The sequence below is a fragment of the Streptomyces sp. NBC_01016 genome, from assembly GCF_026341035.1.
GTDB lineage: Bacteria > Actinomycetota > Actinomycetes > Streptomycetales > Streptomycetaceae > Streptomyces.
On record NZ_JAPEOQ010000001.1, the window covers coordinates 4,491,806 to 4,514,350 of the forward strand.

Annotated in this window: 21 protein-coding genes; 16 read left to right on the forward strand and 5 right to left on the reverse strand. The window is 70.8% G+C overall.

Going from position 1 to position 22,545, the window contains the following annotated elements; all coding sequences use genetic code 11:
- Position 1: 1 nt before the first annotated feature.
- Positions 2–1,591 (forward strand): tripartite tricarboxylate transporter permease, encoded by a 1,590-nt coding sequence (locus tag OG746_RS20110; protein ID WP_266716392.1) that lies wholly within the window; start codon positions 2–4, stop codon positions 1,589–1,591.
- Here OG746_RS20110 and OG746_RS20115 read toward each other — a convergent pair.
- Positions 1,549–2,199: a TetR/AcrR family transcriptional regulator gene (locus tag OG746_RS20115; protein ID WP_266716394.1), complete on the reverse strand. Its 651-nt coding sequence runs from the start codon at positions 2,197–2,199 to the stop codon at positions 1,549–1,551. The two genes, OG746_RS20110 and OG746_RS20115, sit on opposite strands and share 43 nt — an antisense overlap.
- Before the next feature lie 160 nt (positions 2,200–2,359).
- Between OG746_RS20115 and OG746_RS20120 the strand changes: the two genes are divergently transcribed.
- From OG746_RS20120 to OG746_RS20145, 6 genes are all read left to right on the forward strand, one after another.
- Entirely contained in the window at positions 2,360–3,232 is an 873-nt protein-coding gene (locus OG746_RS20120) for an ABC transporter substrate-binding protein (protein WP_266716396.1), read from the forward strand.
- Positions 3,229–4,143 carry an amino acid ABC transporter permease gene (locus OG746_RS20125; RefSeq protein WP_266716397.1) on the forward strand — a complete coding sequence of 305 codons (915 nt, stop codon included), beginning with the start codon at positions 3,229–3,231 and terminating at the stop codon, positions 4,141–4,143. Before OG746_RS20120 ends, OG746_RS20125 begins: the two co-directional genes overlap by 4 nt.
- Positions 4,140–4,937, forward strand: coding sequence for an amino acid ABC transporter ATP-binding protein (locus OG746_RS20130; RefSeq protein ID WP_323179639.1), 798 nt, complete (start codon positions 4,140–4,142; stop codon positions 4,935–4,937). Before OG746_RS20125 ends, OG746_RS20130 begins: the two co-directional genes overlap by 4 nt.
- A 49-nt stretch (positions 4,938–4,986) precedes the next feature.
- Positions 4,987–6,285, forward strand: a complete 1,299-nt coding sequence (locus OG746_RS20135; protein WP_266716398.1) for an aminotransferase class V-fold PLP-dependent enzyme — start codon at positions 4,987–4,989, stop codon at positions 6,283–6,285.
- Between the two features lie 72 nt (positions 6,286–6,357).
- Complete coding sequence (locus tag OG746_RS20140; protein WP_266716400.1) at positions 6,358–6,744, forward strand: VOC family protein; 387 nt, start codon at positions 6,358–6,360, stop codon at positions 6,742–6,744.
- 137 nt (positions 6,745–6,881) lie between these two features.
- Positions 6,882–8,261: a C1 family peptidase gene (locus OG746_RS20145; RefSeq protein WP_266716402.1), complete on the forward strand. Its 1,380-nt coding sequence runs from the start codon at positions 6,882–6,884 to the stop codon at positions 8,259–8,261.
- Between the two features lie 8 nt (positions 8,262–8,269).
- Here the strand turns inward: OG746_RS20145 and OG746_RS20150 are convergent, their stop codons facing one another.
- Positions 8,270–8,950: a hypothetical protein gene (locus OG746_RS20150; protein WP_266716403.1), complete on the reverse strand. Its 681-nt coding sequence runs from the start codon at positions 8,948–8,950 to the stop codon at positions 8,270–8,272.
- A 73-nt stretch (positions 8,951–9,023) separates the two neighbouring features.
- On the opposite strand from OG746_RS20150, the gene OG746_RS20155 reads away from it, so the two are divergent.
- Positions 9,024–9,563, forward strand: a complete 540-nt coding sequence (locus tag OG746_RS20155; RefSeq protein WP_266716404.1) for a flavin reductase — start codon at positions 9,024–9,026, stop codon at positions 9,561–9,563.
- A 40-nt stretch (positions 9,564–9,603) separates the two neighbouring features.
- Here OG746_RS20155 and OG746_RS20160 read toward each other — a convergent pair whose 3' ends face one another.
- Positions 9,604–10,638, reverse strand: a complete 1,035-nt coding sequence (locus OG746_RS20160) for an AraC-like ligand-binding domain-containing protein (protein ID WP_266716406.1) — start codon at positions 10,636–10,638, stop codon at positions 9,604–9,606.
- A gap of 155 nt (positions 10,639–10,793) precedes the next feature.
- On the opposite strand from OG746_RS20160, the gene OG746_RS20165 reads away from it, so the two are divergent.
- The 6 genes from OG746_RS20165 to OG746_RS20190 all read left to right on the forward strand — a co-directional run bounded on the left by OG746_RS20165 (position 10,794) and on the right by OG746_RS20190 (position 16,921).
- Positions 10,794–12,266, forward strand: coding sequence for an APC family permease (locus tag OG746_RS20165; RefSeq protein WP_266716408.1), 1,473 nt, complete (start codon positions 10,794–10,796; stop codon positions 12,264–12,266).
- Entirely contained in the window at positions 12,263–12,895 is a 633-nt protein-coding gene (locus OG746_RS20170) for a response regulator transcription factor (protein WP_266716410.1), read from the forward strand. The genes OG746_RS20165 and OG746_RS20170 overlap by 4 nt, the downstream gene beginning before the upstream one ends.
- Before the next feature lie 6 nt (positions 12,896–12,901).
- Positions 12,902–14,440 carry an ATP-binding protein gene (locus OG746_RS20175; RefSeq protein WP_266716412.1) on the forward strand — a complete coding sequence of 513 codons (1,539 nt, stop codon included), beginning with the start codon at positions 12,902–12,904 and terminating at the stop codon, positions 14,438–14,440.
- Between the two features lie 125 nt (positions 14,441–14,565).
- Positions 14,566–15,678 carry an acyl-CoA dehydrogenase family protein gene (locus tag OG746_RS20180; RefSeq protein WP_266716414.1) on the forward strand — a complete coding sequence of 371 codons (1,113 nt, stop codon included), beginning with the start codon at positions 14,566–14,568 and terminating at the stop codon, positions 15,676–15,678.
- Between the two features lie 104 nt (positions 15,679–15,782).
- Complete coding sequence (locus OG746_RS20185) at positions 15,783–16,145, forward strand: hypothetical protein (RefSeq protein WP_266716416.1); 363 nt, start codon at positions 15,783–15,785, stop codon at positions 16,143–16,145.
- Positions 16,142–16,921 (forward strand): SDR family NAD(P)-dependent oxidoreductase, encoded by a 780-nt coding sequence (locus tag OG746_RS20190; protein ID WP_266716418.1) that lies wholly within the window; start codon positions 16,142–16,144, stop codon positions 16,919–16,921. Before OG746_RS20185 ends, OG746_RS20190 begins: the two co-directional genes overlap by 4 nt.
- Here the strand turns inward: OG746_RS20190 and OG746_RS20195 are convergent, their stop codons facing one another.
- Positions 16,922–17,377 (reverse strand): MerR family transcriptional regulator, encoded by a 456-nt coding sequence (locus tag OG746_RS20195; RefSeq protein ID WP_266716420.1) that lies wholly within the window; start codon positions 17,375–17,377, stop codon positions 16,922–16,924. It lies immediately after the preceding gene.
- A 24-nt stretch (positions 17,378–17,401) separates the two neighbouring features.
- Here OG746_RS20195 and OG746_RS20200 point away from each other — a divergent pair, with 24 nt between their 5' ends.
- Positions 17,402–18,856, forward strand: a complete 1,455-nt coding sequence (locus tag OG746_RS20200) for a DHA2 family efflux MFS transporter permease subunit (RefSeq protein ID WP_266716422.1) — start codon at positions 17,402–17,404, stop codon at positions 18,854–18,856.
- Between the two features lie 28 nt (positions 18,857–18,884).
- Here the strand turns inward: OG746_RS20200 and OG746_RS20205 are convergent, their stop codons facing one another.
- Positions 18,885–20,342, reverse strand: coding sequence for an aldehyde dehydrogenase (locus OG746_RS20205; RefSeq protein ID WP_266716424.1), 1,458 nt, complete (start codon positions 20,340–20,342; stop codon positions 18,885–18,887).
- Between the two features lie 199 nt (positions 20,343–20,541).
- Between OG746_RS20205 and OG746_RS20210 the strand changes: the two genes are divergently transcribed.
- Positions 20,542–22,485, forward strand: coding sequence for a primary-amine oxidase (locus OG746_RS20210; protein WP_266716426.1), 1,944 nt, complete (start codon positions 20,542–20,544; stop codon positions 22,483–22,485).
- Positions 22,486–22,545 lie beyond the last annotated feature (60 nt).

A 22,545-nucleotide genomic window follows, 5' to 3' on the forward strand; every position in this document is an offset into this window, starting at 1 on the left:
CATGGACGTGCTCTCCCACCTGGGTGACGGCTTCGCCCACGCCTTCAGCCCGCTGCACCTGCTGCTCGCGCTCGGCGGCTGCGTCCTCGGCTCGCTGGTCGGCGTGCTGCCCGGACTCGGTCCCGCCACCACCGTCGCGCTGCTCCTCCCGCTCACCTCCGTCGTCGACCCGGTCGGCGCGCTCGTGCTCTTCGCGGGCATCTACTACGGGGGCATGTACGGCGGTTCGACCACCGCGATCCTGCTCAACGTTCCCGGGGAGACGGCCTCCGTGCCCACCACCCTGGAAGGGCATCCGATGGCCCGCGCGGGCCGCGGCGGGGCGGCGCTCGCCACCGCCGCGATCGGCTCCTTCGTGGCCGGAACGCTCTCCACCCTCGGCATCACGTTCGCGGGCCCCGCCTTCTCCTCGATCGCCGAACACATCCAGCCCGCCGAGTACTTCGCGATCCTCGTCCTCGCCTTCGCGACCGTCACCGCGGTCGTCGCCGACGCACCGGTGCGCGGACTGTGCAGCCTCTTCCTGGGCCTCGCCATCGGCCTCGTCGGCATCGACAGCCTCACCGGGCAGGCCCGCTATACGTTCGGTGTGCCCGAGCTTTTCGACGGTGTCGCGCTCGTCGCCATCGCGGTCGGCCTCTTCGCGTTCGCCGAGGCGCTGTACACCGTGGCCCGGCTGAGGAGGGCCCCGGACCCCGAACCGCTGCCGCTGCGCGGCCGGATCGGCATGACACGGCAGGACTGGCGCCGCTCCTGGAAGCCCTGGCTGCGCGGCACCGCCCTCGGCATGCCCATCGGCGCACTGCCGGCCGGCGGCGCGGAGATCCCGACCTTCCTCAGCTACAACCTGGAACGGCGGCTCACCAAGCACCCCGAACAGTTCGGCAAGGGCGCCATCGAGGGGGTCGCCGGACCGGAGGCCGCCAACAACGCCGCGTTCTCAGGTGTGTTGGTGCCGCTGCTCACCCTCGGCATCCCCACGTCGGCGACCGCGTCCATGCTGCTCGTCGCCTTCCAGATGTACAACGTGCAGCCGGGACCGCAGCTGTTCGAGACCCAGCCGACGCTGGTGTGGACCCTCATCGCGAGCCTCTACATCGGCAACGTGGTGCTCCTCCTCCTCAACCTCCCCATGATCCCGCTCTGGGTGAAGCTGCTGAAGATCGACCGGCCGCTGCTCACCGCCGGCATCCTCGTCTTCGCCGGCCTCGGCGTCTACGCGCTCGCCCAGAACCCCTTCGACCTCGCGGTCGCCGTCGTGTTCGGCCTCCTCGGCTTCCTGCTGCGCCGCACCGGCTACCCGCTGGCCCCGCTGGTCCTCGGCGTGGTGCTCGGGCCGATGACCGAGACCCAGTTCCGCCGCGCCCTCACCCTCGCCGAGGGCGACTGGACCGTCTTCGTCACGCGCCCGGTGTCGGCCGCGGTACTCGCCCTGGCGGCGCTGGCCCTGATCGGGCCGGTGCTGGTGCGGCGGAGGGGAGCCAAGAGGGCGAATGGGGTCATGGAGGCCATTGGATCCGAGGGGGTCAATGGAGTCGAGGAAGCCGCTCAGCCCGAATCCGCGTCCACCCACCCCCGCACCGCCCCGTAGTACGCCCGGGTCAGGCGGCGTACCACCGTCGCCTCGTCCAGGCCCGTGGCGACGAGGTCCAGGATGTCGCGGGGGTCGAACATGATGTTGTAGAGGAACAGCGCGTGGTCGAAGTGCTCGTCGGCCACGCCGAGTTGGCGCATCGCGGCACGGATCGGCCGCTCCCAGATGTCACGGACCGCGGTGATCACGTGGTCCTGTGCCTGTAGCCGGGCCAGGAAGCCCTGCCGTGAGCGGACCTGGACGGTGGCCGCGCCGTGCCTGCGCACGAGCCGGACCCGCTCGGCCGCGACCGCCTCGAAGAGGGCGGTGCCGGTCTTCGGGCAGTCGTGGCTGAAGTTCCGCAGCTCGACGATGGTGCTGTAGACGTAGGCGGAGATCAGCTCTTCGAGCGTGGAGAAGTACCGGTAGGCCGTGGCCGTGGAGAGGCCGGCCTGCCGGGCGACGAGCGGCATGGACACCGACGCGGGTTCGGACTCGAGGATGGCGCCCACCGCGTCGAGCAGCTTGTTGCGGTTGCGGACGGCGTCCTGACGCGGGCCGCGGCTCCGCCCTGCCGGTTGGCCGGTGCTGTTCAGGGTGGCCTCCGAGGTCCGTCCGTACGCCATGAGTCATGAGATTCGAGTCTTACTTCCCGGCAGGCTATCTCATCCCGTCATCCGAACTCCTCTGCGTTCAAGGTCTTGACGGGCGGGCCCGTATGCCTTCAACTCATTTACTAAATGAGACTGCTCTCGCAGTTCTGTGTCCATCGCAGAGGAGACCGGTGTGAAGAGAGCCAAGCTCCTGCGTCCGGCCCTCACGGCCGTCGCGCTCGCCCTCACCCTCGCGGCCTGCGGCGCGGACCCGGTGGCGCGCAACGTCGCCGACTCCCATCCGCTCCACCGCCTGCTGCCCGAGCACGTACGGCAGTCGGGGAAGCTGAAGATCGGCGGCAGTACGAACGTCGCTCCGTACCTGTACCGGGACGGCTCCGAAATCACCGGATTCGAGAAGGAGTTGATGGACGCGCTGGGCGAAGAGCTCGGCGTGGAGATCGAGTTCTACGACGCCGGGTTCACCGCGCTCGTGCCGGGCCTCCAGTCGGGGAAGCTCGACGTGGCGATGGGGGACTTCACCGACACCAAGGAGCGGCAGCAGGCCGTGACCTTCGTCGACTACACGACCTCGTATCAGACCTTGTTCGTGCAGAAGGGGAATCCGAAGCGGCTGAAGACCGCCGACGACCTGTGCGGCACCACGGCCGCCGCCACTGTCGGCAGCCTCTCCGGTGAGCTCGCCGCCCAGCAGGACACCACCTGCCGGAAGGCGGGCCGGGCCGGTGTGAAGCTCATCGAGATGGACAACGCGGCCGCCACGATGATGCAGGTGCGCACCGGCCGGGCCGACTCGGTGGTCATCGACTACGTCATCGGCCGGTACGTCGCCGAGCACAGCGACGCGGGCGACGTGGCCGGAGCCCGCTTCTACGAACAGTTCCACGGCGCGGCCGTACGCAAGGACGACGCACCCCTTCGCAAGGCGCTCGGCGCCGCATTCGAGGAGATCATGCGCAACGGAAGCTATGAACGGATCCTGAAGCACTGGGACATGGGGCAGCTGGCGATGGACGCTCCACGCGTGAACGCGGCCACGTCATGAGCGCCCCGACCGTCCCGTCGCGCGCCCTCGACATCGAAGCCGCCGCCGCGCTGCCCGTCACCCCGGTCCGCAGGCCCTGGCAGTGGGCCGCGAGCGCGGTCGTCATCGTGCTGCTCGCCCTGCTCCTCGTATCGGTCGCGGGCAACTCCAACATGGGCTGGCCGGTGGTCGGCGACTATCTCTTCGACGCCGACATCCTGCACGGCATCGGCTGGACCGTGCTCCTCACCGTGGTGTGCATGGCGCTCGCCGTCGTCATCGGCGTCGTGGTCGCCGTGCTGCGGACCTCGGGCAACCGCGCCCTGGCCGCGGCAGCCTCACTTTTCGTGTGGTTCTTCCGCGGTACGCCGCTGCTCGTCCAGCTCATCTTCTGGTTCAACCTGGCCCTGGTCTTCCCCGAGTTGGGGCCCGCGATGTTCTTCGGGCAGGGCGCCGGCGGCATCGACACCAACGACGCCATCGACTGGTTCACCGCGGCCCTCCTCGCCTTCGGACTGCACGAGGGCGCGTACATGGCGGAGATCGTGCGCGGCGGCTTCCTCGCCGTCGACCGCGGACAGATCGAGGCCGCCGAATCCATCGGCATGACGAGCGGTCAGCTGCTGCGGCGCGTGCTGCTGCCGCAGGCCCTGCGGGTGATCGTGCCGCCGTCGGTGAACCAGTTCGTCAACCTCTTCAAGGCCACGTCCCTGGTCGCCTTCGTCTCCGGGCTCGACCTGCTCTCCGCCGTCCAGCACATCTACGCCACCAACTACGAGGTCGTCCCGCTCCTGATCGTCGCGAGCCTCTGGTACCTGGCGCTCGTCTCCCTGGCCACGCTCGGCCAGCACGTGCTGGAGAAGCGGCTCAACCAGGGCTACGGGCACGCGCGCGTGCAGGAACGCAAGAACCCGAAGGAGGCCGCCGCATGACCGGCATCAGCACCGGCACCGCCACCGTCTCCGGCACCGCCATGGTGCAGGCCCGTGGGATCACCAAGTCGTACGGCTCGCTGACCGTCCTCGACGGCCTCGACTTCGACGTCGACCGCGGTGAAGTGGTCTGTCTGCTCGGCCCGTCCGGGTCCGGCAAGAGCACCCTGCTGCGCTGCCTCAACCGGCTGGAGCGGCCGGACGCGGGCGTGGTCGGCGTCGACGGCGAGATCATGGGATACCGACGTGAGGCCGACCGGCTGCAGGAGCTGAGTGGCAGACAACTCGCCCGCCAGCGCGCCGACATCGGCATGGTCTTCCAGCGCTTCAACCTCTTCCCGCACCGCACGAACCTCGAGAACGTCGTCGAGGGGCCCCTGCTCGTCCGCAAGGAGCCGCGCGAAGCCGCTCTCGCACACGCCCGGCAGCTGCTCGCGCGTGTAGGTCTCGCCGACAAGGTCGACGCGTACCCCAATCACCTCTCCGGCGGGCAGCAGCAACGCGTCGCGATCGCCCGCGCGTTGGCGATGCGCCCGAAGCTGATGCTGTTCGACGAGCCCACCTCCGCCCTCGACCCGGAACTGGTCGGCGAGGTCCTCGCCGTCATGAAGGACCTCGCCCGCGACGGCATGACCATGATCGTGGTCACGCACGAGATGGGCTTCGCCCGCGAGGTCGCCGACCGGGTCATCTTCATGGACGGCGGCAAGGTGGTCGAGCAGGGCCCGCCCGGCGAGGTGATCGACAACCCGCGCGCCGAACGCACCCGAGCCTTCCTCGCGCGCATGAACTGACCCGTCTACTCCTCAATTCACCATTCTTCGCTACGACTTGGAGTCATCCGTGCCCCGCACCACCCCCGAAGCGCGCCCCTTCTCCGCCAAGACCATGGACTACGTACGGTCCCAATTCGCCTATCTGGAAAGGGACATGCACGGCGCGGACCGGCTCTTCTTCGAGAACTCCGGTGGCTCGCTGCGGCTGCGCGCCGCCGCCGAGCGCGCGCTCGACGTGTCCCTCTCGCCGGAGAGCAACTCCCGCCCCACGCGCGTCGCCCGCGACCTCGCCCGCGTCCAACAGCAGGGCGAGCAGGACCTGTTCGCCTTCTTCAACGGCGATCCCGACGGGGCGCTGCTGCCCACCGCGACGGCCTCCCAGGGCATGTTCGCGATCGTCCGCGTCATCACCGACCACGTGCCCGGCACGAACATCGTCACGACGGCCATCGAGCACCCCTCGTCCTACGACTCCTGCACCCGCGACGCCGAACGCACCGGTCAGGAACTCCGCGTCGCGCCCGCCGACCAGGAGACCGGAGGCATCGACCCGGCGGCCGTCGCCGCGCTCGTCGACGAAGGCACCTCGCTGGTCTCCGTCATCGCCACGTCCAACATCACCGGGGCCGTCACCGACATCCCGGCGGTCGTGGCGGCGGTGCGGGCCAAGAACCCCGACGCGTACGTGATCACCGACGGCGTCCAGTACGCCCCGCACGGCGTCGTCGACGCACAGGCGTGGGGCGTCGACGCCGTGAACATCGCCCCGTACAAGATGTTCGGCGACCGCGGCAACGCGTTCACCTACCTCTCGCCGCGGCTCGCGCGTCTCCCGCACGACAAGCTCGCCGCCGCGAGCGCCGAAACCTGGGCCGTCGGCAGCTCCGCGCCCGCCGTCTACGCCGGTTTCTCGGCGATCGTCGACTACCTCGCCACGGTCGGTGACACCGCGCCCGGCACCGACCGCCGCACCGCCCTCGTCGCCGGAATGCGGGCCGTCCACGCCCACGAACAGGCCCTCCTCCACACCCTCCTGGACGGTACGGAGCACCAGCGCGGCCTGCGCCGGATCCCCGGTGTCCACGTCCACTTCGCCGACCGCGCCGCCACCCTGCCGCGCGACCTGATCGTGCCCCTCACCTTCGACGACCTGTCCTGCGCCGACGCCGTACGCGCCTACGAGGAACGCGGTGTCATCGTCTACGAGCGGGTGGCGAGCAGCCCCTACTCCGAGCGCATCCTGCGCGCGGTGGGCCTGGGGGGCGTCGTCCGCGTCTCCCCGCTGCACTGCCACACCCTGGAGGAGGCCGAGCGATTCCTGAGGGTGACGCAGGAGATCGCGGAGAAGGGGCGCGCCGGGGAATAGCCCTTGCCGCCGCGTGGCTGCTGGACTAGGCAGTTCATGACCGCGCAACCGACAGGAACGGGGACCCTACCCATGCGAGTCAAAGCTCTCGATCACCTGGTGCTGAACGTGGCCGACGTCGACAAGTCGCTGGAGTTCTACACCGGCCGACTGGGGCTCGCGCCCGAGCGGGTGGAGGAGTGGCGGGCCGGGAAGGTGCCGTTCCCGTCCGTGCGGATCGACGACAGCACGGTCATCGATCTGTTCGCCACCCCGCGGGTCGAGTCCAACGTCGACCACTTCTGCCTCGTCGTCGACCCCCTGGACTGGCAGGAGGTCATCGACTCGGGGGCGTTCGACGTCCTGGAGGGGCCCGTGCCGCGCTGGGGTGCGCGGGGTCAGGCGCAGTCGGTGTACGTCAAGGACCCGGACGGGAACACGGTCGAACTGCGGTGGTATCCGCAGGACGTCGAGGGGTGAGTGGTGGACCGACGATCATGAACACCGGTCCGTTGACTGGCTAGAACGGTCGTGCGACGGTGAGAGCGCGTTGCCCCTTTTACCTGCCCAGGCCCCGTGCGAGCACGGGGCCGCTTCAAGAATGGGAAGCGGACACTGTGACGCTCGGACATGACCACACCTCTCACTCCACCGACGCTCCGGCCGACAGCGACCGCAGTCTGACCCCGGCACAACTCGAGTCCTACGAGAAGGAGTTCGCCGCCCGTCCCGCGAACCGGCTGATGCAGAACGCCGTGACGCAGACGACGGTGGACGACATAGCCCTGGACCGGCGGATCGTCACCGCCATCGACCACTCGGTCTCGCACCACCTGGACGACTGGAAGGTCACCAACCAGAAGCGCAGCGGCCGCTGTTGGATGTTCGCCGGGCTCAATCTGCTGCGCGTCGGCGCCGCGGAGAAGCTCGGCGTGAAGGACTTCGAGTTCTCCCAGAACTACGTGCTGTGGTGGGACAAGTTCGAGCGCGCGAACCACTTCCTCGAGAGCGTCATCGACACCTCCGACCGCGATGTCGACGACCGTACGGTGGCACATCTGCTCGGCGACCCGATCAGCGACGGCGGGCAGTGGAACATGTTCGTGGCGCTGGTCGCCAAGCACGGCCTGGTGCCCAAGTCGGCGATGCCGGAGACCGAGAGCTCGTCGGCGACCGGGCCGATGAACCGGGCCCTGATGAGCCTGCTCCGCCAGGGCGCCCGTGATCTGCGCGGTGCGGCGGCGGAGGGTGTGGACGCGCAGCGCGCACGCAAGGCGGAGGTGCTGGGCGCCGTCCACCGCGTGCTCAGCATCCACCTCGGCACACCGCCGCAGACGTTCCTGTGGCAGTGGCGGGACAAGGACCAGGAGTTCCACCGCGAAGGCTGGATGACACCGACCGAGTTCGCCGAGGCGTACGTACAGATACCCCTCGACGAGTACGTGTGCCTCGTCCACGACCCGCGCGAGTCGAGCCCGGCAGGACGCACCTTCACCGTCGAGCACCTGGGCAATATCGTCGAGGCCCCGCCCGTGGTCTACCTCAACGCGGACATCGACCTGCTGAAGCGCCTCACCATGGAGGCCGTCGTGAGCGGCGAGCCCGTCTGGTTCGGCTGCGACGTCGCCCAGCAGATGCGCCCCGACCTCGGCATCTGGGACGCCGAGCTCTTCGACTACGAGTCCGTCTACGACGCGTCGTTCGAGCTCGACAAGGCGGACCGGCTCCTCCACCACGAGACCCAGATGACCCACGCGATGCTCTTCACCGGCGTCGACGTGGTGGACGGCGTGCCGCGCCGCTGGCGGGTCGAGAACAGCTGGGGCGAGGAGAAGGCCGACAAGGGCTTCTGGACCATGAACGACTCGTGGTTCGGCGAGCACGTCTTCGAGGTCGCGGTCCGCCGCTCCGCACTTCCGCCGGAGCTCTCCGCCGCCCTCGACGAGCCGCCGATCGTGCTGCCGGCCTGGGACCCGATGGGTGCGCTCGCCGACTGACCCGGTCGTCAGGGGAGCACCGGTGAGTCCGGGGACATGACGACGGCCTCCAGGTCCGGGTGCCCGAGCACCCGCTCCGCCGTGGCGGCGGAGCAGGCGATCCACGTCGCCGTGAGATCGGTGTCTCCGTGCACGAACCAGGAGCGGTCGGCGGGCCACCACAGGTCGGGTACGAGGGCGTTGGCCACGTCGGCGCCCTCACCGACCTCACCCGCGACCGTCATGGCCAGGGCGGTCACCGAGGCGACCGGGCCGCGGAACACGGCGTACTCGCGGTGCGGGAGTTCGAGGCGGGGCGCGCCCGTGATGTCGACGGCCGGTCGCGCCTGCCACGACACGGTGCTCGTCCCGCTCCTGAGCAGGGCAATCACCGTGCCGTCGTCGAAGTAGCCGCACCCCTCCCACACCCCGAAGTAGCAGTCGTCCGGTGTGTCTGTGCACCCCTCCAGGACCGACGCCAACGGGGCGGCCAGCGGGCCCGGCAGCGTACCTTCGCCCGGCCCGTCGTCCCCGTCCGTGTCGTCGTCCTCGTCGCATCCGGCCGGATGCAGCACGCGTACGTACCGCTCGTACCCGGCCGGCAGCAGCGAGCCGACCATGCCCGCCGCGAAGTCCGGCAGCGCGGCGCGGACCCATGCGGCCGGGGTCAGGTCATGGCAGAGCGTGAGCCCTGCGGGGAGTGAAGGCATAGGGGAAATCCTTAAGGAGACCGAAGGAACTCTCAATATCGCAGGCCACCTGCCGCGCCCTACGGTGACAGCCATGACACCCGTGACTCGCAGGGCAGCGTCGGACCAACTCACCTCGAACCAACGATCGTTCCGTGACGCGATGGCGAACCTCACCGCAGGCGTCAACATCGTCACCACGGACGGACCACGCGGACGCGCCGGCATCACGGTGAGCGCGGCCTGCTCCGTCACCGACGACCCACCCACCATGCTCGTCTGTATCAACCGGTCGAGCCGCAGCCACGACCTGTTCACGGAGAACGGGCGGGTCTGCGTCAACGTCCTCGGCCCCGACCACGCCGACGTCGCCAAGGCCTTCGCGGGCGGCGTGCCCGCCGAGGAACGCTTCGCGGCCTGCGGCGACGTATGGGACCACACGCTCGCCGATGTGCCGGTGCTCAAGGGCTCCGCCGCCTCGGTCGTCGGGCGCGTCGCCGGCACCGCCGAACACGGTTCGCACACCGTGATGTTCATCGAGGCGGAGCGGGTGCTCGTCGGGGAGGACGGGTCGGGCGCGCTGGTCTACTTCCGCCGCCAGTTCCACTCGATCCCCACGTCGCTGACCGCGTGACGGGCGCGCGGCAGCGCCGCCGGGAGCGACCTCACGGATGTCACCCGTCGGCCTCCGCGCCGATGCGGCCGTGAGGGTCCTGTCCCGCGAGCGCCTGGCGGCGGAAGTCGCGCGGCGTCCGGCCGTACGCCGTCTTGAACACCCGGCTGAAGTGGCGGCCGTCCAGCAGCCCCCAACGTGCGGCGATCATGCCGATGGGCTGCCGGACCGCCGCCGGACTCGCCAGGTCCCGCGCACACCGCTCCAGGCGGCGCGTCCGGATCCAGCCCGCGACCGTCTGGTCCTCGGCGGCGAACAGCTTGAACAGATAGCGGCGGGAGATCCCGTGCGCCTCGGCGATCGAGTCCGGCGTGAGGCCGGGGTCCGGGAGTCGGCTGTCGATGTGCGCGCGGATCCGCAGCATCATCGCGTGCCCCGGCTCCGCGGGCGCCGCACGGTCGAGGCGCTCCGACACCAGCGCCGTCATCAGGGACGCCGCCCCGTCCGCGAGACCCGCCGCCGCGGGCCCCGCGCAGGTCCTGGCCTGCTCGCCGAGCGAGCGCAGGAAGGGACCCACCACGGCCGCCACCCCGCTCTCCCCGGTCAGCCGGCGCGCCGTGAGGCCGCGCACCGCCTCGGGCCGCACCGGCAGCATCGCCCGCGGCACCAGCATCAGCACGGTGCGGAAGGCGGTGTCGTAGCGGAACGCGTACGGGCGCGTGGTGTCGCAGATCGCGAGGTCTCCGGGGCCCAACGACCCCTGCGCGCCGTCCTGTTCGACGACACATGTGCCCGCGACCTGGAGGGCCACCTTGTAGTGGTCGTCCTCGCTCCGCGCCGTCAGCCGCTCGGTGCGCCGCACCCGCAGCGGCCCCGCGCTGATGGAGCCGAGCAGAAGCTGACCCAGTGCGTCGCAGGTGGCCGAGCCGTGAAAGGCGCCCGCCGCGACCGGCCGCGTGTCGAGCCCGCCGAACACGTGCGACATCTCCTGCGCCCAGTGGTCGAAGCGGTCGTCCCGGGCGACGCCGTCGGTGGTCACGTACCCCGTGGTCACGTACCCCGTGGTCATGTACTCGGTCGTCACGTACGAAGGCATGCTGCGCTCCACCTGCCGGAGGACTTTGGATCAACGTAGTCCGCACTTGCGTGCATGCAAAGGCGGTAACGGATGCACGTACCCGCACTCCGGGGTCGCCCGCCGCGCGCACAGTACGACCCGACCCCACCGAACTCCGGCCGCAAGGAGACCTCGTGACCGTGCAGTCCGCAGGACCGGATGCAGGACAGCAGCCGCGCACCCGGCTGCGTAAGGGCGCCGTGGGCGTGACCGGCATGGTGTTCTTCGTGCTGTCCGCGCAGGCGCCCCTCACCGGCGTCGCGGGCACCCTGCCCATCCCGCTCGGCCTCGGCAACGGCGGCGCCGCGCCCGCCGTCTATCTCGTGGTCGGCGTCATGGTCGGCCTGTTCGCCGTCGGGTTCATCGCGATGAGCCGGCACGTGACCGACGCCGGCGCCTTCTACGCGTACGTGACGCGCGGCCTCGGCCGGCCGCTCGGCGTCGGCGCCTCGCAGGCGGCGATCCTCTGCTACAGCGCGACACAGGCCGCGCTCTACGGCCTGTACGGCGTGGTGGCACAGGGACTCGGGCAGCGCTACCTCTCGCTCGATCTGCCGTGGTGGGCGTGGACGCTCGCCACGATGCTCCTCGTGCAGGCGCTCGGCTCCCTGAACATCGAGCTCGGGGCGCGTCTGCTCGCCGTGCTCGTCGTCGCCGAGACCTCGGTGCTGCTGCTGTTCGCGGGCCATCAACTCCTCAGCGGCGGCGGCCCGCACGGCCTCGACATCGCCGGGTCGTTCGCCCCGTCCGCCTTCTTCACCGGCGCGCCCGGCGTGGCGCTGACCTTCGCGATCGGCTGTCTCCTCGGGTTCGAGTCGACCGCCCTGTACGCGAAGGAGGCACGGGACCCCGCGCGCACGGTGCCCCGGGCCACCTATGTGTCGGTCGCGGTGATCTCGCTGTTCTTCGCCCTCGTCTCCTGGATGATCGTGAGCTACTACGGCGCCGACCGGGTGCAGGGGGCGGCGCTCGACGCACTGCGCGAGGGCGATGCCACGTCCGTCGTCCTCACACCCCTCACGCACACCCTCGGCGGCTGGGCCGGTGATGTCACGCAGATCCTGCTGGCCAGTTCGCTGCTCGCGGGCGTCGTCGCCTTCCACAACGGGATCAACCGCTACTTCCACTCGCTCGGCCAGGCCGGGGTGCTGCCCCGCGGGCTCGCCCGCACCAACCGGCACGGGGCGCCCTACGCGGCGAGCCTGGCCCAGACGGTGCTCGCCGCCGTCCTCGTCGTGCCGTTCGCCCTCGCCGGGGCCGATCCGGTGCTCACGCTGCTGACCTGGGGCGGCGGCGTCAGCGTGCTCGCCCTGATGCTGCTGTACCTGCTCACCTCGGTGTCCGTGATCGTGTTCTTCCGCAGGACGCGGCTCGATGGGAGGATCTGGCACACCATGCTCGCCCCACTGCTCGCGATCGCCCTGCTGTGCGGCGCGACCGTACTGGCGCTGCGCAACTTCACCACCCTGGTGTCCGCGTCCGGCACCACGGCGCTGATCCTGGAACTGACCGTGGTCGCGGTGTTCGCCGGGGGAGTGGTCCTCGGCCGCCTGCGACCGGGTGATGGGGTGGAGGCACGTACGCACGAAGGAAGCGAGGAATCATGACAGGTGAACCGGCGGCCGACCTCGTCTACGTGCTCGACGACGACGAGCAACTGTGCCTCTCCCTGGCCTGGTTGCTGGAGTCCGTGCACATCAGGACGGAGTGGTTCACCGACGCCGACGCCTTCCTCGACGCCTTCGACCCGGACCGCCCGGCCTGCCTCGTCCTCGACGTACGCATGCCGGGCATCGGCGGATTCCACGTACAGGAACTCCTCAACGCCCAGGGCGCGGCGCTGCCCATCGTCTTCGTGTCCGCGCACGGCGACATCCCCATGTCGGTGCGCGCCCTGCAGGCCGGGGCCGTCGACTTCCTGGAGAAGCCCTACGATCCCCAGCGACTGCTCGACATCCTGCAGAACGCCCTGCGGGAGGCGGGCGAACGCTACGCGCGCCGAACCGAGCAGCGCTCCCTGCGCGAGCGGATCACCCACCTCAGCCCGCGCGAACGCGAGATCCTGCGCCAGGTCGTCGAGGGCATCCCCAGCAAGGTGATCGCGCGGCAGCTCGGCATCAGCCTGAAGACGGTCGACGCCCACCGGGCGCGCATCCGCGAGAAGACGGACGCCGACACCCTCGGCGCGCTCATCGGCGACATGATGCGCTGCGGCCTGCGCCCCGAGGAGGTGTGACGCCCGATGCCCGCCACCGCCGACCTCGTCTGCCCCGACCTGGCCCGACTCTTCGAGGCCGTCGACCACTGCGTCCTGGTGCACGACGCCCGCACCAAGGACATCCTGTGGGCCAACCCCGCCGCGCGCACCGCGCTCGGCTTCACCCTCGACGAGCTCAAGCCGCTCAAGGCCCCCGACATGAGCTCCAACGCGGCGCAGTACGCGCGGCACATCGGCGTCGCCTGGCTCCAGCGGGCCGCCGACGAGGGCCGCAGCCGCATCGAGTGGTGCTACCGGTCTAAGACAGGCACCGACATCCTCAGCGAGGCGCTCGCCAAGCGCGTGGAACTGTCGGTCGGACCCGTCGTCATGGTGCAGTTCCGCGACATCGCGGAGGAGAAGGCCACCCGCCGCGACCTCACCCGCACCGAGGCCAGGTTGCAGGCGTTCCTGCGCAACCTCGACGAGGGCATCGTCGTGCTCGACGACGACGGCCGGATCGTCTTCGCGGGCGAATCCGCGGGCATCCTGCTCGACCGGGACCCCGACGCCATGCTCGGCACCGACTTCACCGAATTCCTCGCGGCCGATTCGAGCGCCGTCCTGCGCGACGTACTGAAGGACACCTCACGCGGCGGCCGCCCCACCGACACCCGCTACCGGCTCTCGGTCCCCGACGGCGCGGGCGGCGGCCCCGACCGCTGGTTCGCGGCGCGCTGCCAGTACATCGACATCGAGAACGACCTGCGGGGCCTGCTGCTCCTCTTCCACGACATCACCGACACGGTGCACACCGAGGAGGAACACCGGCGCGACGCCCAGTACCTCAACCACCTGGCCCGCTACAACGCCATGGGCGACATGGCGATGGCCATCGCCCACGAGGTCAGCCAGCCCATCGCGGCCGCCCACAACTTCGTCGCCGGCGCCCTCGGCCGCATCGACGACACCCCGGAGCCCGGCTCGCTGCGCTGGGGCCTCGACCACGCCACCCGCCAACTGGAGCGGGCCACCACGATCCTGTCGAGCCTGCGCGCCTACGTGGTGCGCCTTGAGGACGCGAAACAATCCGCCGACGTGAACGACATCGTCGCCGACTGCGCGTACTTCGTCGACGTACGGGCCAGGGCGCACCAGATCGCCGTGCGCTGGGAACGCACGGCGGCGGACCTGCCCGTCAGCTGCGAGAAGGTGCTCATCGGGCAGGTCGTCATGAACCTCGCGTTCAACGCCCTTGAGGAGATGGCCCGTTGGCCCGACGAACCGGGGCAGGTCACCATCGCCACTCGCAGGGACGCCGACTGCGCGGAGGTCGAGGTGCGCGACACCGGCGGCGGACTGCCGGCATCGTCGGACGGACGGATCTTCGACGGCGTGTTCACTTCGAAGGGCAACGGCCACGGCATCGGCCTCGCGCTGAGCCATCGCATCATCACCCGCCACGGCGGCGAGATCGAGGCGTTCCCCAACTCCCCGCGCGGCACCGTCTTCCGGTTCCGGCTGCCGCTGAGGGGAGCCGCGGGCGCCGCGGGCTCCGGGGATGCCGGGGGCTCCGGCTCGTAAACGATCAGGGAAATCCCCTACACGTCCCTACTGATTCCCAATTGTTGGCGCAGAAGGCCGCACCTAGTTTTGTCCGTGAAACGAGTTCGAGCGATCAACTCGCCGGTCAGGCAGGGGAATGACGCATGACGCAGACATTGGACAACGTGCTGGACCTGGTGGCCGAGCGCAGGGCGGAATTCGAGGCGGGGCGCCACGTACCGCGCGACATGATCGCCGAATTCAAGAAGGCGGGCCTCTACCGCGCCAGCGCGCCCCGCCGTTTCGGCGGCGAACCGCTGCCACCGGCCGAATTCCTGCGCCTGATCGAGCGGATATCGCGGGTCGACGGATCGGCCGGCTGGGTCGCGAGTTTCGGCTCCTCCCTGATCTATCTCGCGGCGCTGCCGCTGGAGACCCAGAAGAAGCTGTACGCGGACGGGCCCGACGTCGCCTTCGCCGGCGGCCTCTTCCCCGTCCAGCCCGCCGAACCGGTCGACGGCGGCTACCGGATCTCGGGCCGCTGGAAGTTCGCGAGCGGCTGCAAGGGCGCCGACGTCCTCGGCGTCGGCATCAAGGTCGGCGAGGACCGGGCGGGCCGGCCGCGCACCGCGGTGCTGCGCCCCGAGGACGTCGAGATCGTCGAGAACTGGGACGTCATCGGGATGCGCGGCACCGGCAGCCACGACCTCGCCGTCGACGGCGTCGTCGTCCCCGAGGAGTGGACCTTCGTCCGCGGCGGCGAACCGACCGTCGACGAACCGCTCTACCGCTACCCGGCCGTGCCGTACGCGGCGCAGGTCCTCGCCGTCGTCGGCCTCGGCGTGGCGCGTGCCGCGCTCGACCAGGTCATCACCGAGGGCGGGCGCGCCAGTTACACCGGAGGTCCTGTCGCCGCCGACCGGGCCGCGTACCGGATCGCGGTGGGCCGGGCGGAGGCCCGGCTGCGCTCGGCCCGCGCCTTCTTCTACGAGATCACCGAGGAGGTGTGGGAGACCGTGCTGAGCGGCGATCCGGCCACCGCGCACCAGGCCAGCCTGCTGCGGCTCGCCTCCACGGCCCTCGCGCAGGACTCCTTCGACGTCGCCCGCACCGCCTACCAGCTCGCGGGCATCCGGGCCATTGCGGACGGCAGCCCGATGCAGCGCTATCTGCGGGACGCCTCCGTGGTGCCGCAGCACGCGTTCCTTCAGGAGGGCCTGTACGACGGGGCGGGGGCGGTGCTCATGGGCGTCGACCCGTTCCCCGGCTACCTCTGAACCCGAACCGGTTACCTCTGAACCCGACCCGGCGATCTGCGAATCCGACCCGCCCAGTTCCGAACCCTGTTCACGAAACCCTGCTCACGAAAGGCGACCCCACCATGTCCACTTCCCCCCAGGCACCCCTGCGTGTGCTGTTCTGCATCGGCGTCAACCAGAACTTCTTCGACCTGCCGACCGGGCAGGGCAAGGCGGTCTGGGACGGCTTCACCAGCATGCTGCGCCAGCTGCACGAGCTGCCGGGCGTCAACGTCATCGGCACCATCGACGACGACCAGCACATGGTCGGCCCCTCCGGATCCTGGCCCTGGACCAGCTATGTCCTCGCCGACGTCGTGGACCAGCCGACGGTCGCCGCGGCCTGCAACCTCTTCCGCACCGTGCAGGTCGGCGAGTACGGCCTGTGGCGGTACATGAAGATCGAGGCCCGCGTCGGCCGTCCGCTGCCGGACGTGACGAAGTGAGCCCGGAGGGTGTGGGGGAGCGCTGGGAGGACGACACGCACCGCGTGGTCCTGGTCACCGGGGCGGCCGGCGGCCTCGGCGGCTGCATCGCCGCGCGCTTCTACGACCACGGGTACCGGGTCGCCCTGGCCGACCTCGACGAGGAGGCCGCCGCCAAGGCCGCGGCCGAGCTCGACCCGACCGGCGAGAACACCGTCGGCCTCGCCCTCGACGTCCGCGACAAGGAGGCCTTCGCCCGCGCCCGCGACCGGCTCGTCGAACGGTGGGGCGCGGTGCACGTCCTCGTGAACAACGCCGGGCACTCCAAGGTCGAGTCGCTCATGGACATCACCCCGGAGAGCTTCGCCGCAGTCGTGGAGACCAACATGCACGGCACCTTCTTCGGCTGCCAGGTCTTCGGTTCGTACTTCGCCGAGCGCGGCTACGGACGCATCGTCAACCTCGGTTCGCTCGCGGGCCAGAACGGCGGCACGGCGACCGGCGCCCACTACGCGGCGGCCAAGGGCGGCGTCGCCACGCTCACCAAGGTCTTCGCCCGCGACCTCGGTCCGCGCGGCGTCACCGTCAACGCCGTCTCGCCGGGCCCGCAGGACCTGCCGGTGGTGCGCCGCACCGTGGACCCGGACAAGCTCGCGCAGATGGAGACGGTGATCCCGGTGGGCCGCCTCGGCCGCCCGCAGTTCATCGCCGACATGGTCGTCCTGCTCTCCGCCGAGCACGCCGACACGGTGACGGGCGCGTGCTGGGACGCCAACGGGGGTCTGTTCATGCGGTGATCACGGCAGCCGGGGGTCGACCGGGGCCCACAACCGGTCGGCCTCGCCCGCGGCCATGCTGTCCCGGTAGACGTCGATCTTGTGGTCGATCATCTTCAGGTTCTCCCGGGTCTCCGCCAACTTGGCCAGCACCTCGGCGCGATGGGCCTCGAGCAGCGCCAGCCGCTCCGCCTCGTTGCCAGGACCGGCGGCGACCAGTTCGGCGTAGACGCGGATGCCGCGGATGGGCATGCCGGTGGCGCGCAGTTTGGTGCAGACGACGATCCACTTGAGGTCGAGCTCCCGGTACCGGCGGCGATTGGTACTGGTGCGGTCGACGGGGCTGACGACCAGGCCCGCGCGCTCGTAATAGCGCAAGGTGTGCACGCTGACCCCGGTGCGGCGGGCCGCCTCGGCGATGCTCACGCCTGCTGCGGGGATGGCTCGGGACGTGGATTCGGGCTTGATTTCGAGCACGCTCTCAATTCTAGCGTCGCGGTCATGAGTTCCTCCTTGCGCTCTCCCACGGCGGCGGTCGGCGACCCGGGCCCGCGCCGCAAGTCCCTTGTCCTGGCGATCTGTTGCCTCAGCATCGTGGTCGTCGTGATGGACATCTCCATCGTCAACGTCGCGCTTCCCGCGATGCGCCGCGACCTGGGCGCCTCCGAGTCCGGCCTGCAGTGGACGGTCGACGCCTACACCCTGGTGCTGGCCGCGTTCCTCGTCCTGGCCGGATCCACCGCCGACCGGTTCGGCCGCCGAAGGATCTTCCAGTGCGGCCTGGCCGCCTTCGGCCTCGGCTCGCTGCTGTGCGGCCTCGCGCCGGGCATCGGCTGGCTCATCGCCGCGCGTGCCGTGCAGGCCGTCGGTGGCACGATGCTCAACCCGGTGGCCATGGCGATCGTCGCGAACACCTACACCGGCGCCGCCGAACGGGCCCGCGCCATCGGCGTGTTCACCTCGATGTCGGGCCTCGCTCTCGCGCTCGGCCCGATCGTCGGCGGCGGCCTGGTCGACACGTTCGGCTGGCGGTCCGTCTTCTGGGTCAACGTCCCGATCGTGGCGGTGGCGATCGTGTGCTCCGCGCTGTACGTGCCCGAGTCCCGCGCCGGCCGCGCCCGCCGGTTCGACCCCGTCGGACAGGTGCTGATCGTGGTGGTCCTGGGCAGCGTCGTCTACGCGATCATCGAGTCCGGGGCGCTCGGCTGGACCTCTTGGCCCATCCTCGGGCTTCTCGCGCTCGCCGCGTTCGGCACGGCGGGCCTCATCGGATACGAACTGCGGCGCAGCGACCCGTTGTTGGAGCTGCGCCTGTTCCGCAGCGTGCCGTTCAGCTCGGCGATCGTGACGGCGCTCCTGGCGCTGTGCGGGTTCGGCGCGTTCCTGTTCGTCACCACCCAGTACCTGCAGGACGTACGCGGTCTGCCGCCGGTCACGGCCGGTCTCTGCCTGCTCCCGGTCGGAGTGCCGGTGCTCCTGGTGTCACGGCGCATCGGGCGCATGGTCGGTGCGCGCGGCCCCCGGCTCCCGTTGGTGATCGCCGGAGGTGCCCTGGCCCTCGGCGGCGGCCTGTCGCTGGGGCTCGGCCCGGACACCCCGCTCGCCGCGGTCCTCGCGGTCTACCTGTTGTTCGGTGTCTTCGTCGGCGCGGTCAACCCGCCCATCAGCAACTCGGCGATCTCCGGCATGCCGCGCTCGATGGCCGGCCTGGCCGGGGCGCTGGCCTCCACCGGACGGCAGGCAGGAACCACCCTGGGTGTCGCCGTCTCGGGCGCGGTGATGGGCCCGCATCTCGCGGGCGGCGGCGCGGAGTTCACCGGCGCCGCACACGGAGTGTGGTGGCTCGTCCTGGCGCTCGGTGCGGGTGTCGCCGTCTTCGCCGTGATCGCCTCCAGCACGTGGGCGCGCGGCACGGCCGTGCGGGTGGCGACGGCGACCGAGGCGCCGCACCCGTGAGCGACCGCGGCCGCGTGGGTTCCCGGCGTCAGCGTGCGCCGACCCCGTACACGCTCTGGTACCGCAGATACGCCGCGAGCCCCTCGGGCCCCAGTTCGCTGCCCAGGCCGCTCGCCTTCGCGCCGCCGAACGGGGCGACGGGGTCCGGCAGATAGCCGTTCACGCCGATCGTGCCCGTGTGCACGCGGCGGGCGACGGCCGCGCCGCGCTCCGGGTCGGCGGTCCATACGGTGCCGCCGAGCCCGAAGTCGGAGTCGTTGGCGATGCGGACGGCGTCCTCCTCGTCCTCGTAGGGGATGACGCACAGGACCGGGCCGAAGATCTCCTCGCGGGCGACGGTCCAGGAGTTGTCGACGTCGGCGAGGACGGTCGGCTCCAGGAACCAGCCGCGGTCGATTCCGGCCGGGCGGCGGCCGCCCGTGGTGAGCCGGGCGCCCTCGGCGACGCCCTTGGCCACGTACCCCTCGACCCGGTCGCGCTGCGCCTCGCTGACCAGCGGGCCGACGAGGGTCTTCGCGTCCAGGGCGTTGCCGACGGGCAGGGAGCCGGCCAGGTCGGTGACGAGGTCGACGACCTCCGCGTAGCGGCCGCGCGGGGCGAGGATGCGGGTGCTGAGGAAGCAGGTCTGGCCGTTGTTGGTGAGCGTGGCCGCGACGAGGTCCTGGCCGATGACCGCCGGGTCGAGCACGGCGTCGTCGAGGACGATACCGGCCGACTTGCCGCCCAACTCCAGTGTCACGGGCCGCAGTAGACGCCCACAGGTCTCGCCGATGGCGCGGCCCGCGGCCGTCGACCCGGTGAACGCGACCTTGTCCACGCCCGGATGCGCCACCAGATGGGCGCCCGCCGCGCGCCCGCCCGGTACGAAGTTCAGCACCCCCGCCGGCACCCCGGCCGCTTGCGCGGCCTCGGCGACCAGGTACGAATCGAGCACCGTCTCCGGGGACGGCTTGAGCACCACCGTGCAGCCCGCCGCCATCGCGGGCGCGATCTTGAACATGGACAGGACCTGCGGATAGTTCCACGGCACGATCGCGGCCACGACGCCCATCGGCAGCCGCCGCACCTCCACCGAGCCGCCGAGCAGTCCGGTGCGCACCTCGCTGAACGCGGTCTCGCGTGCCAGACCCGCGTAGTAGCGCAGCACCGCGCCGGGATAGCCGACCTCCAGCTGCCGGGCGATGCTCACGGGCATCCCGTTCTGCGCGCTGACCAGCGTCGCGATGTCCTGCGCCCGCGCGTCCAGCTCCGCGGCGAACCGCTCCATCACCTCGGCGCGCCGCGCAGGCTCCCAACTCGCCCAGCCACCAGGGGAGTCGAAGGTGTCACGGGCGGCGCGCACCGCCGCGTCGACATCCGCCTCCACCGCCTCGGGGACGGACCCGAGCGGCAGCTCCGTGCTCGGGTCGACGGGCGCGAGGCGCCGCCCGGTGCTGGGGCGCACCCACGCTCCGCCGATGTAGAGGTGGTCATGGCGATGGTCCATGTGCGTACTCCGTAGGTCGCTCGGTGGACCGTTCCCGGCAGGGACGGCATGCTGCGACCCTGACCCTTCGCGCCGGGCGCGGGACACCACTGGGTGCACGCAATGGCGCCTACGCGTGCACGCGCTGCCGCACCGGCGCGATTCGACCGGCCTACGTTCGCCAGGACACGGACGTAGGGCAAAGCTTCGGGAGCGACTCATGAGTGACCTGCACGATCACGATCCGCTCGCACCGGTGACCGCCGGGGAGATCCGGGCGGCCCGGAACATCCTGAGCGCCGCGGACCTGCTCGCCGACACCACCCGCTTCGCCTATCTGGGGCTCGAAGAACCCGCGAAGGAAGCGCTGTTCAATGGCGGGACAGCGGACGCGGAATGGCGCCGGGTGCGGGTCCTGCTCCAGGACACCGCCGGAGCGCCCGCCCGCGACGTCGTGGTGTCCCTGACGGACGGGCGTGTGGTGTCCGACCGGCAGCTCGACCCGGCGAAGGACGGACAACTCCCCGTACTGGAAGAAGAGTTCGGCGCCGTCGAGGAGGTGCTCGCCAAGGACGAGCGGTGGCTCGCCGCCCTGGAGCGCCGGGGCCTCGACGTGCGGAAGGTGCGGGTCGCACCCCTGTCCGCCGGTGTGTACGCCGACGAGTATCCGCAGGAGACCGGGCGGCGCATCCTGCGCGGCCTCGCCTTCGTGCAGGACCACGAGGCGGACCACGCCTGGGCGCACCCGGTCGACGGGCTCGTCGGCTACGTCGATGTCACCAGCCGCACCGTCGACCGGGTCATCGACCTCGGCCCCGTCCCGGTCCCCACCGGCTCCGGCAACTTCGACGACCCCGAGGTCACGGGGCCGCCGCGCACCACCCAGCGCCCCATCGAGATCACCCAGCCCGACGGCCCGAGCTTCGCCCTCGACGGCCACCGCCTGACGTGGGAGAACTGGTCGCTCGACATCGGCTTCGACGTCCGCGAGGGCCTCGTCCTGCACCGCATCGCCTTCGCCGACCGCGACACCGGCCGCACCCGCCCGATCATCCACCGCGCCTCCATCGCGGAAATGGTCGTGCCCTACGCCGACCCGTCCCCGGTCCGCTCCTGGCAGAACTACTTCGACACCGGCGAGTATCTGATCGGCCGCTGCGCCAACTCCCTTGAGCTGGGCTGCGACTGCGTCGGCGACATCACCTACCTCGACGCCGTGATCGCCGACGAACAGGGCGCACCGCAGACCCTGCGCAACGCGATCTGCCTGCACGAGGAGGACGCCGGGATCCTCTGGAAACACACCGACCTGTGGGCGGGCTCCGCCGAGACCCGGCGCCAACGCCGCATGGTGCTCTCCTTCTTCACCACGATCGGCAATTACGACTACGGCTTCTACTGGTACCTGTACCTCGATGGCACCATCGCCTTCGAGGCCAAGGCGACCGGGGTCGTCTTCACCGCCGCGTACGAGGGCGACGACCGGTTCCGGGCCGAGATCGCGCCGGGGCTCGGCGCCCCCTTCCACCAACACCTGTTCTGCGCACGTCTCGACATGGCCGTCGACGGAGTCACCAACCGCGTCGAGGAGGTCGACGCCGTCCGCGTCCCGGTCGGCCCCGACAACCCGCGCGGCAACGCCTTCACGCTGCGCCGCACCCCGCTGCTCACCGAGCGCGCGGCCCAGCGCGACGCGGACCCGGCCGCCGACCGCACGTGGCACATCACCAACCCGGAGTCCCTCAACCACCTCGGCAGGCCCGTCGGTTACGCCCTGTTCCCGGAGGGGAAGCCGACGCTGCTCGCCGACCCGGCGTCCTCGGTCGCCGCGCGCGCCGCCTTCGCCACGAGGCACCTCTGGGTGACCCGCTCCGACGCCGCCGAGCGCTACCCGGCAGGCGACTTCGTCAACCAGCACCCCGGTGGCGCGGGCCTGCCCGCCTATGCCGCCGCGGACCGCGACCTCGACGGCCAACCCCTCACGCTGTGGCACACCTTCGGCCTCACCCACGCCCCGCGCCCCGAGGACTGGCCGGTCATGCCGGTCGACCACACGGGTTTCACCCTCAAGCCGTTCGGCTTCTTCGACCGCAACCCGACGCTCGACGTACCGCGTCCGGGGTCCGCCCATGGTGCGTGCGGTACGTCGGACTGTCATGGGTGAGTGACGCGCGACAGGATCCTCTCGCCGGCGTCGGCGTGGCGGACGGACGTTTACCGGGGC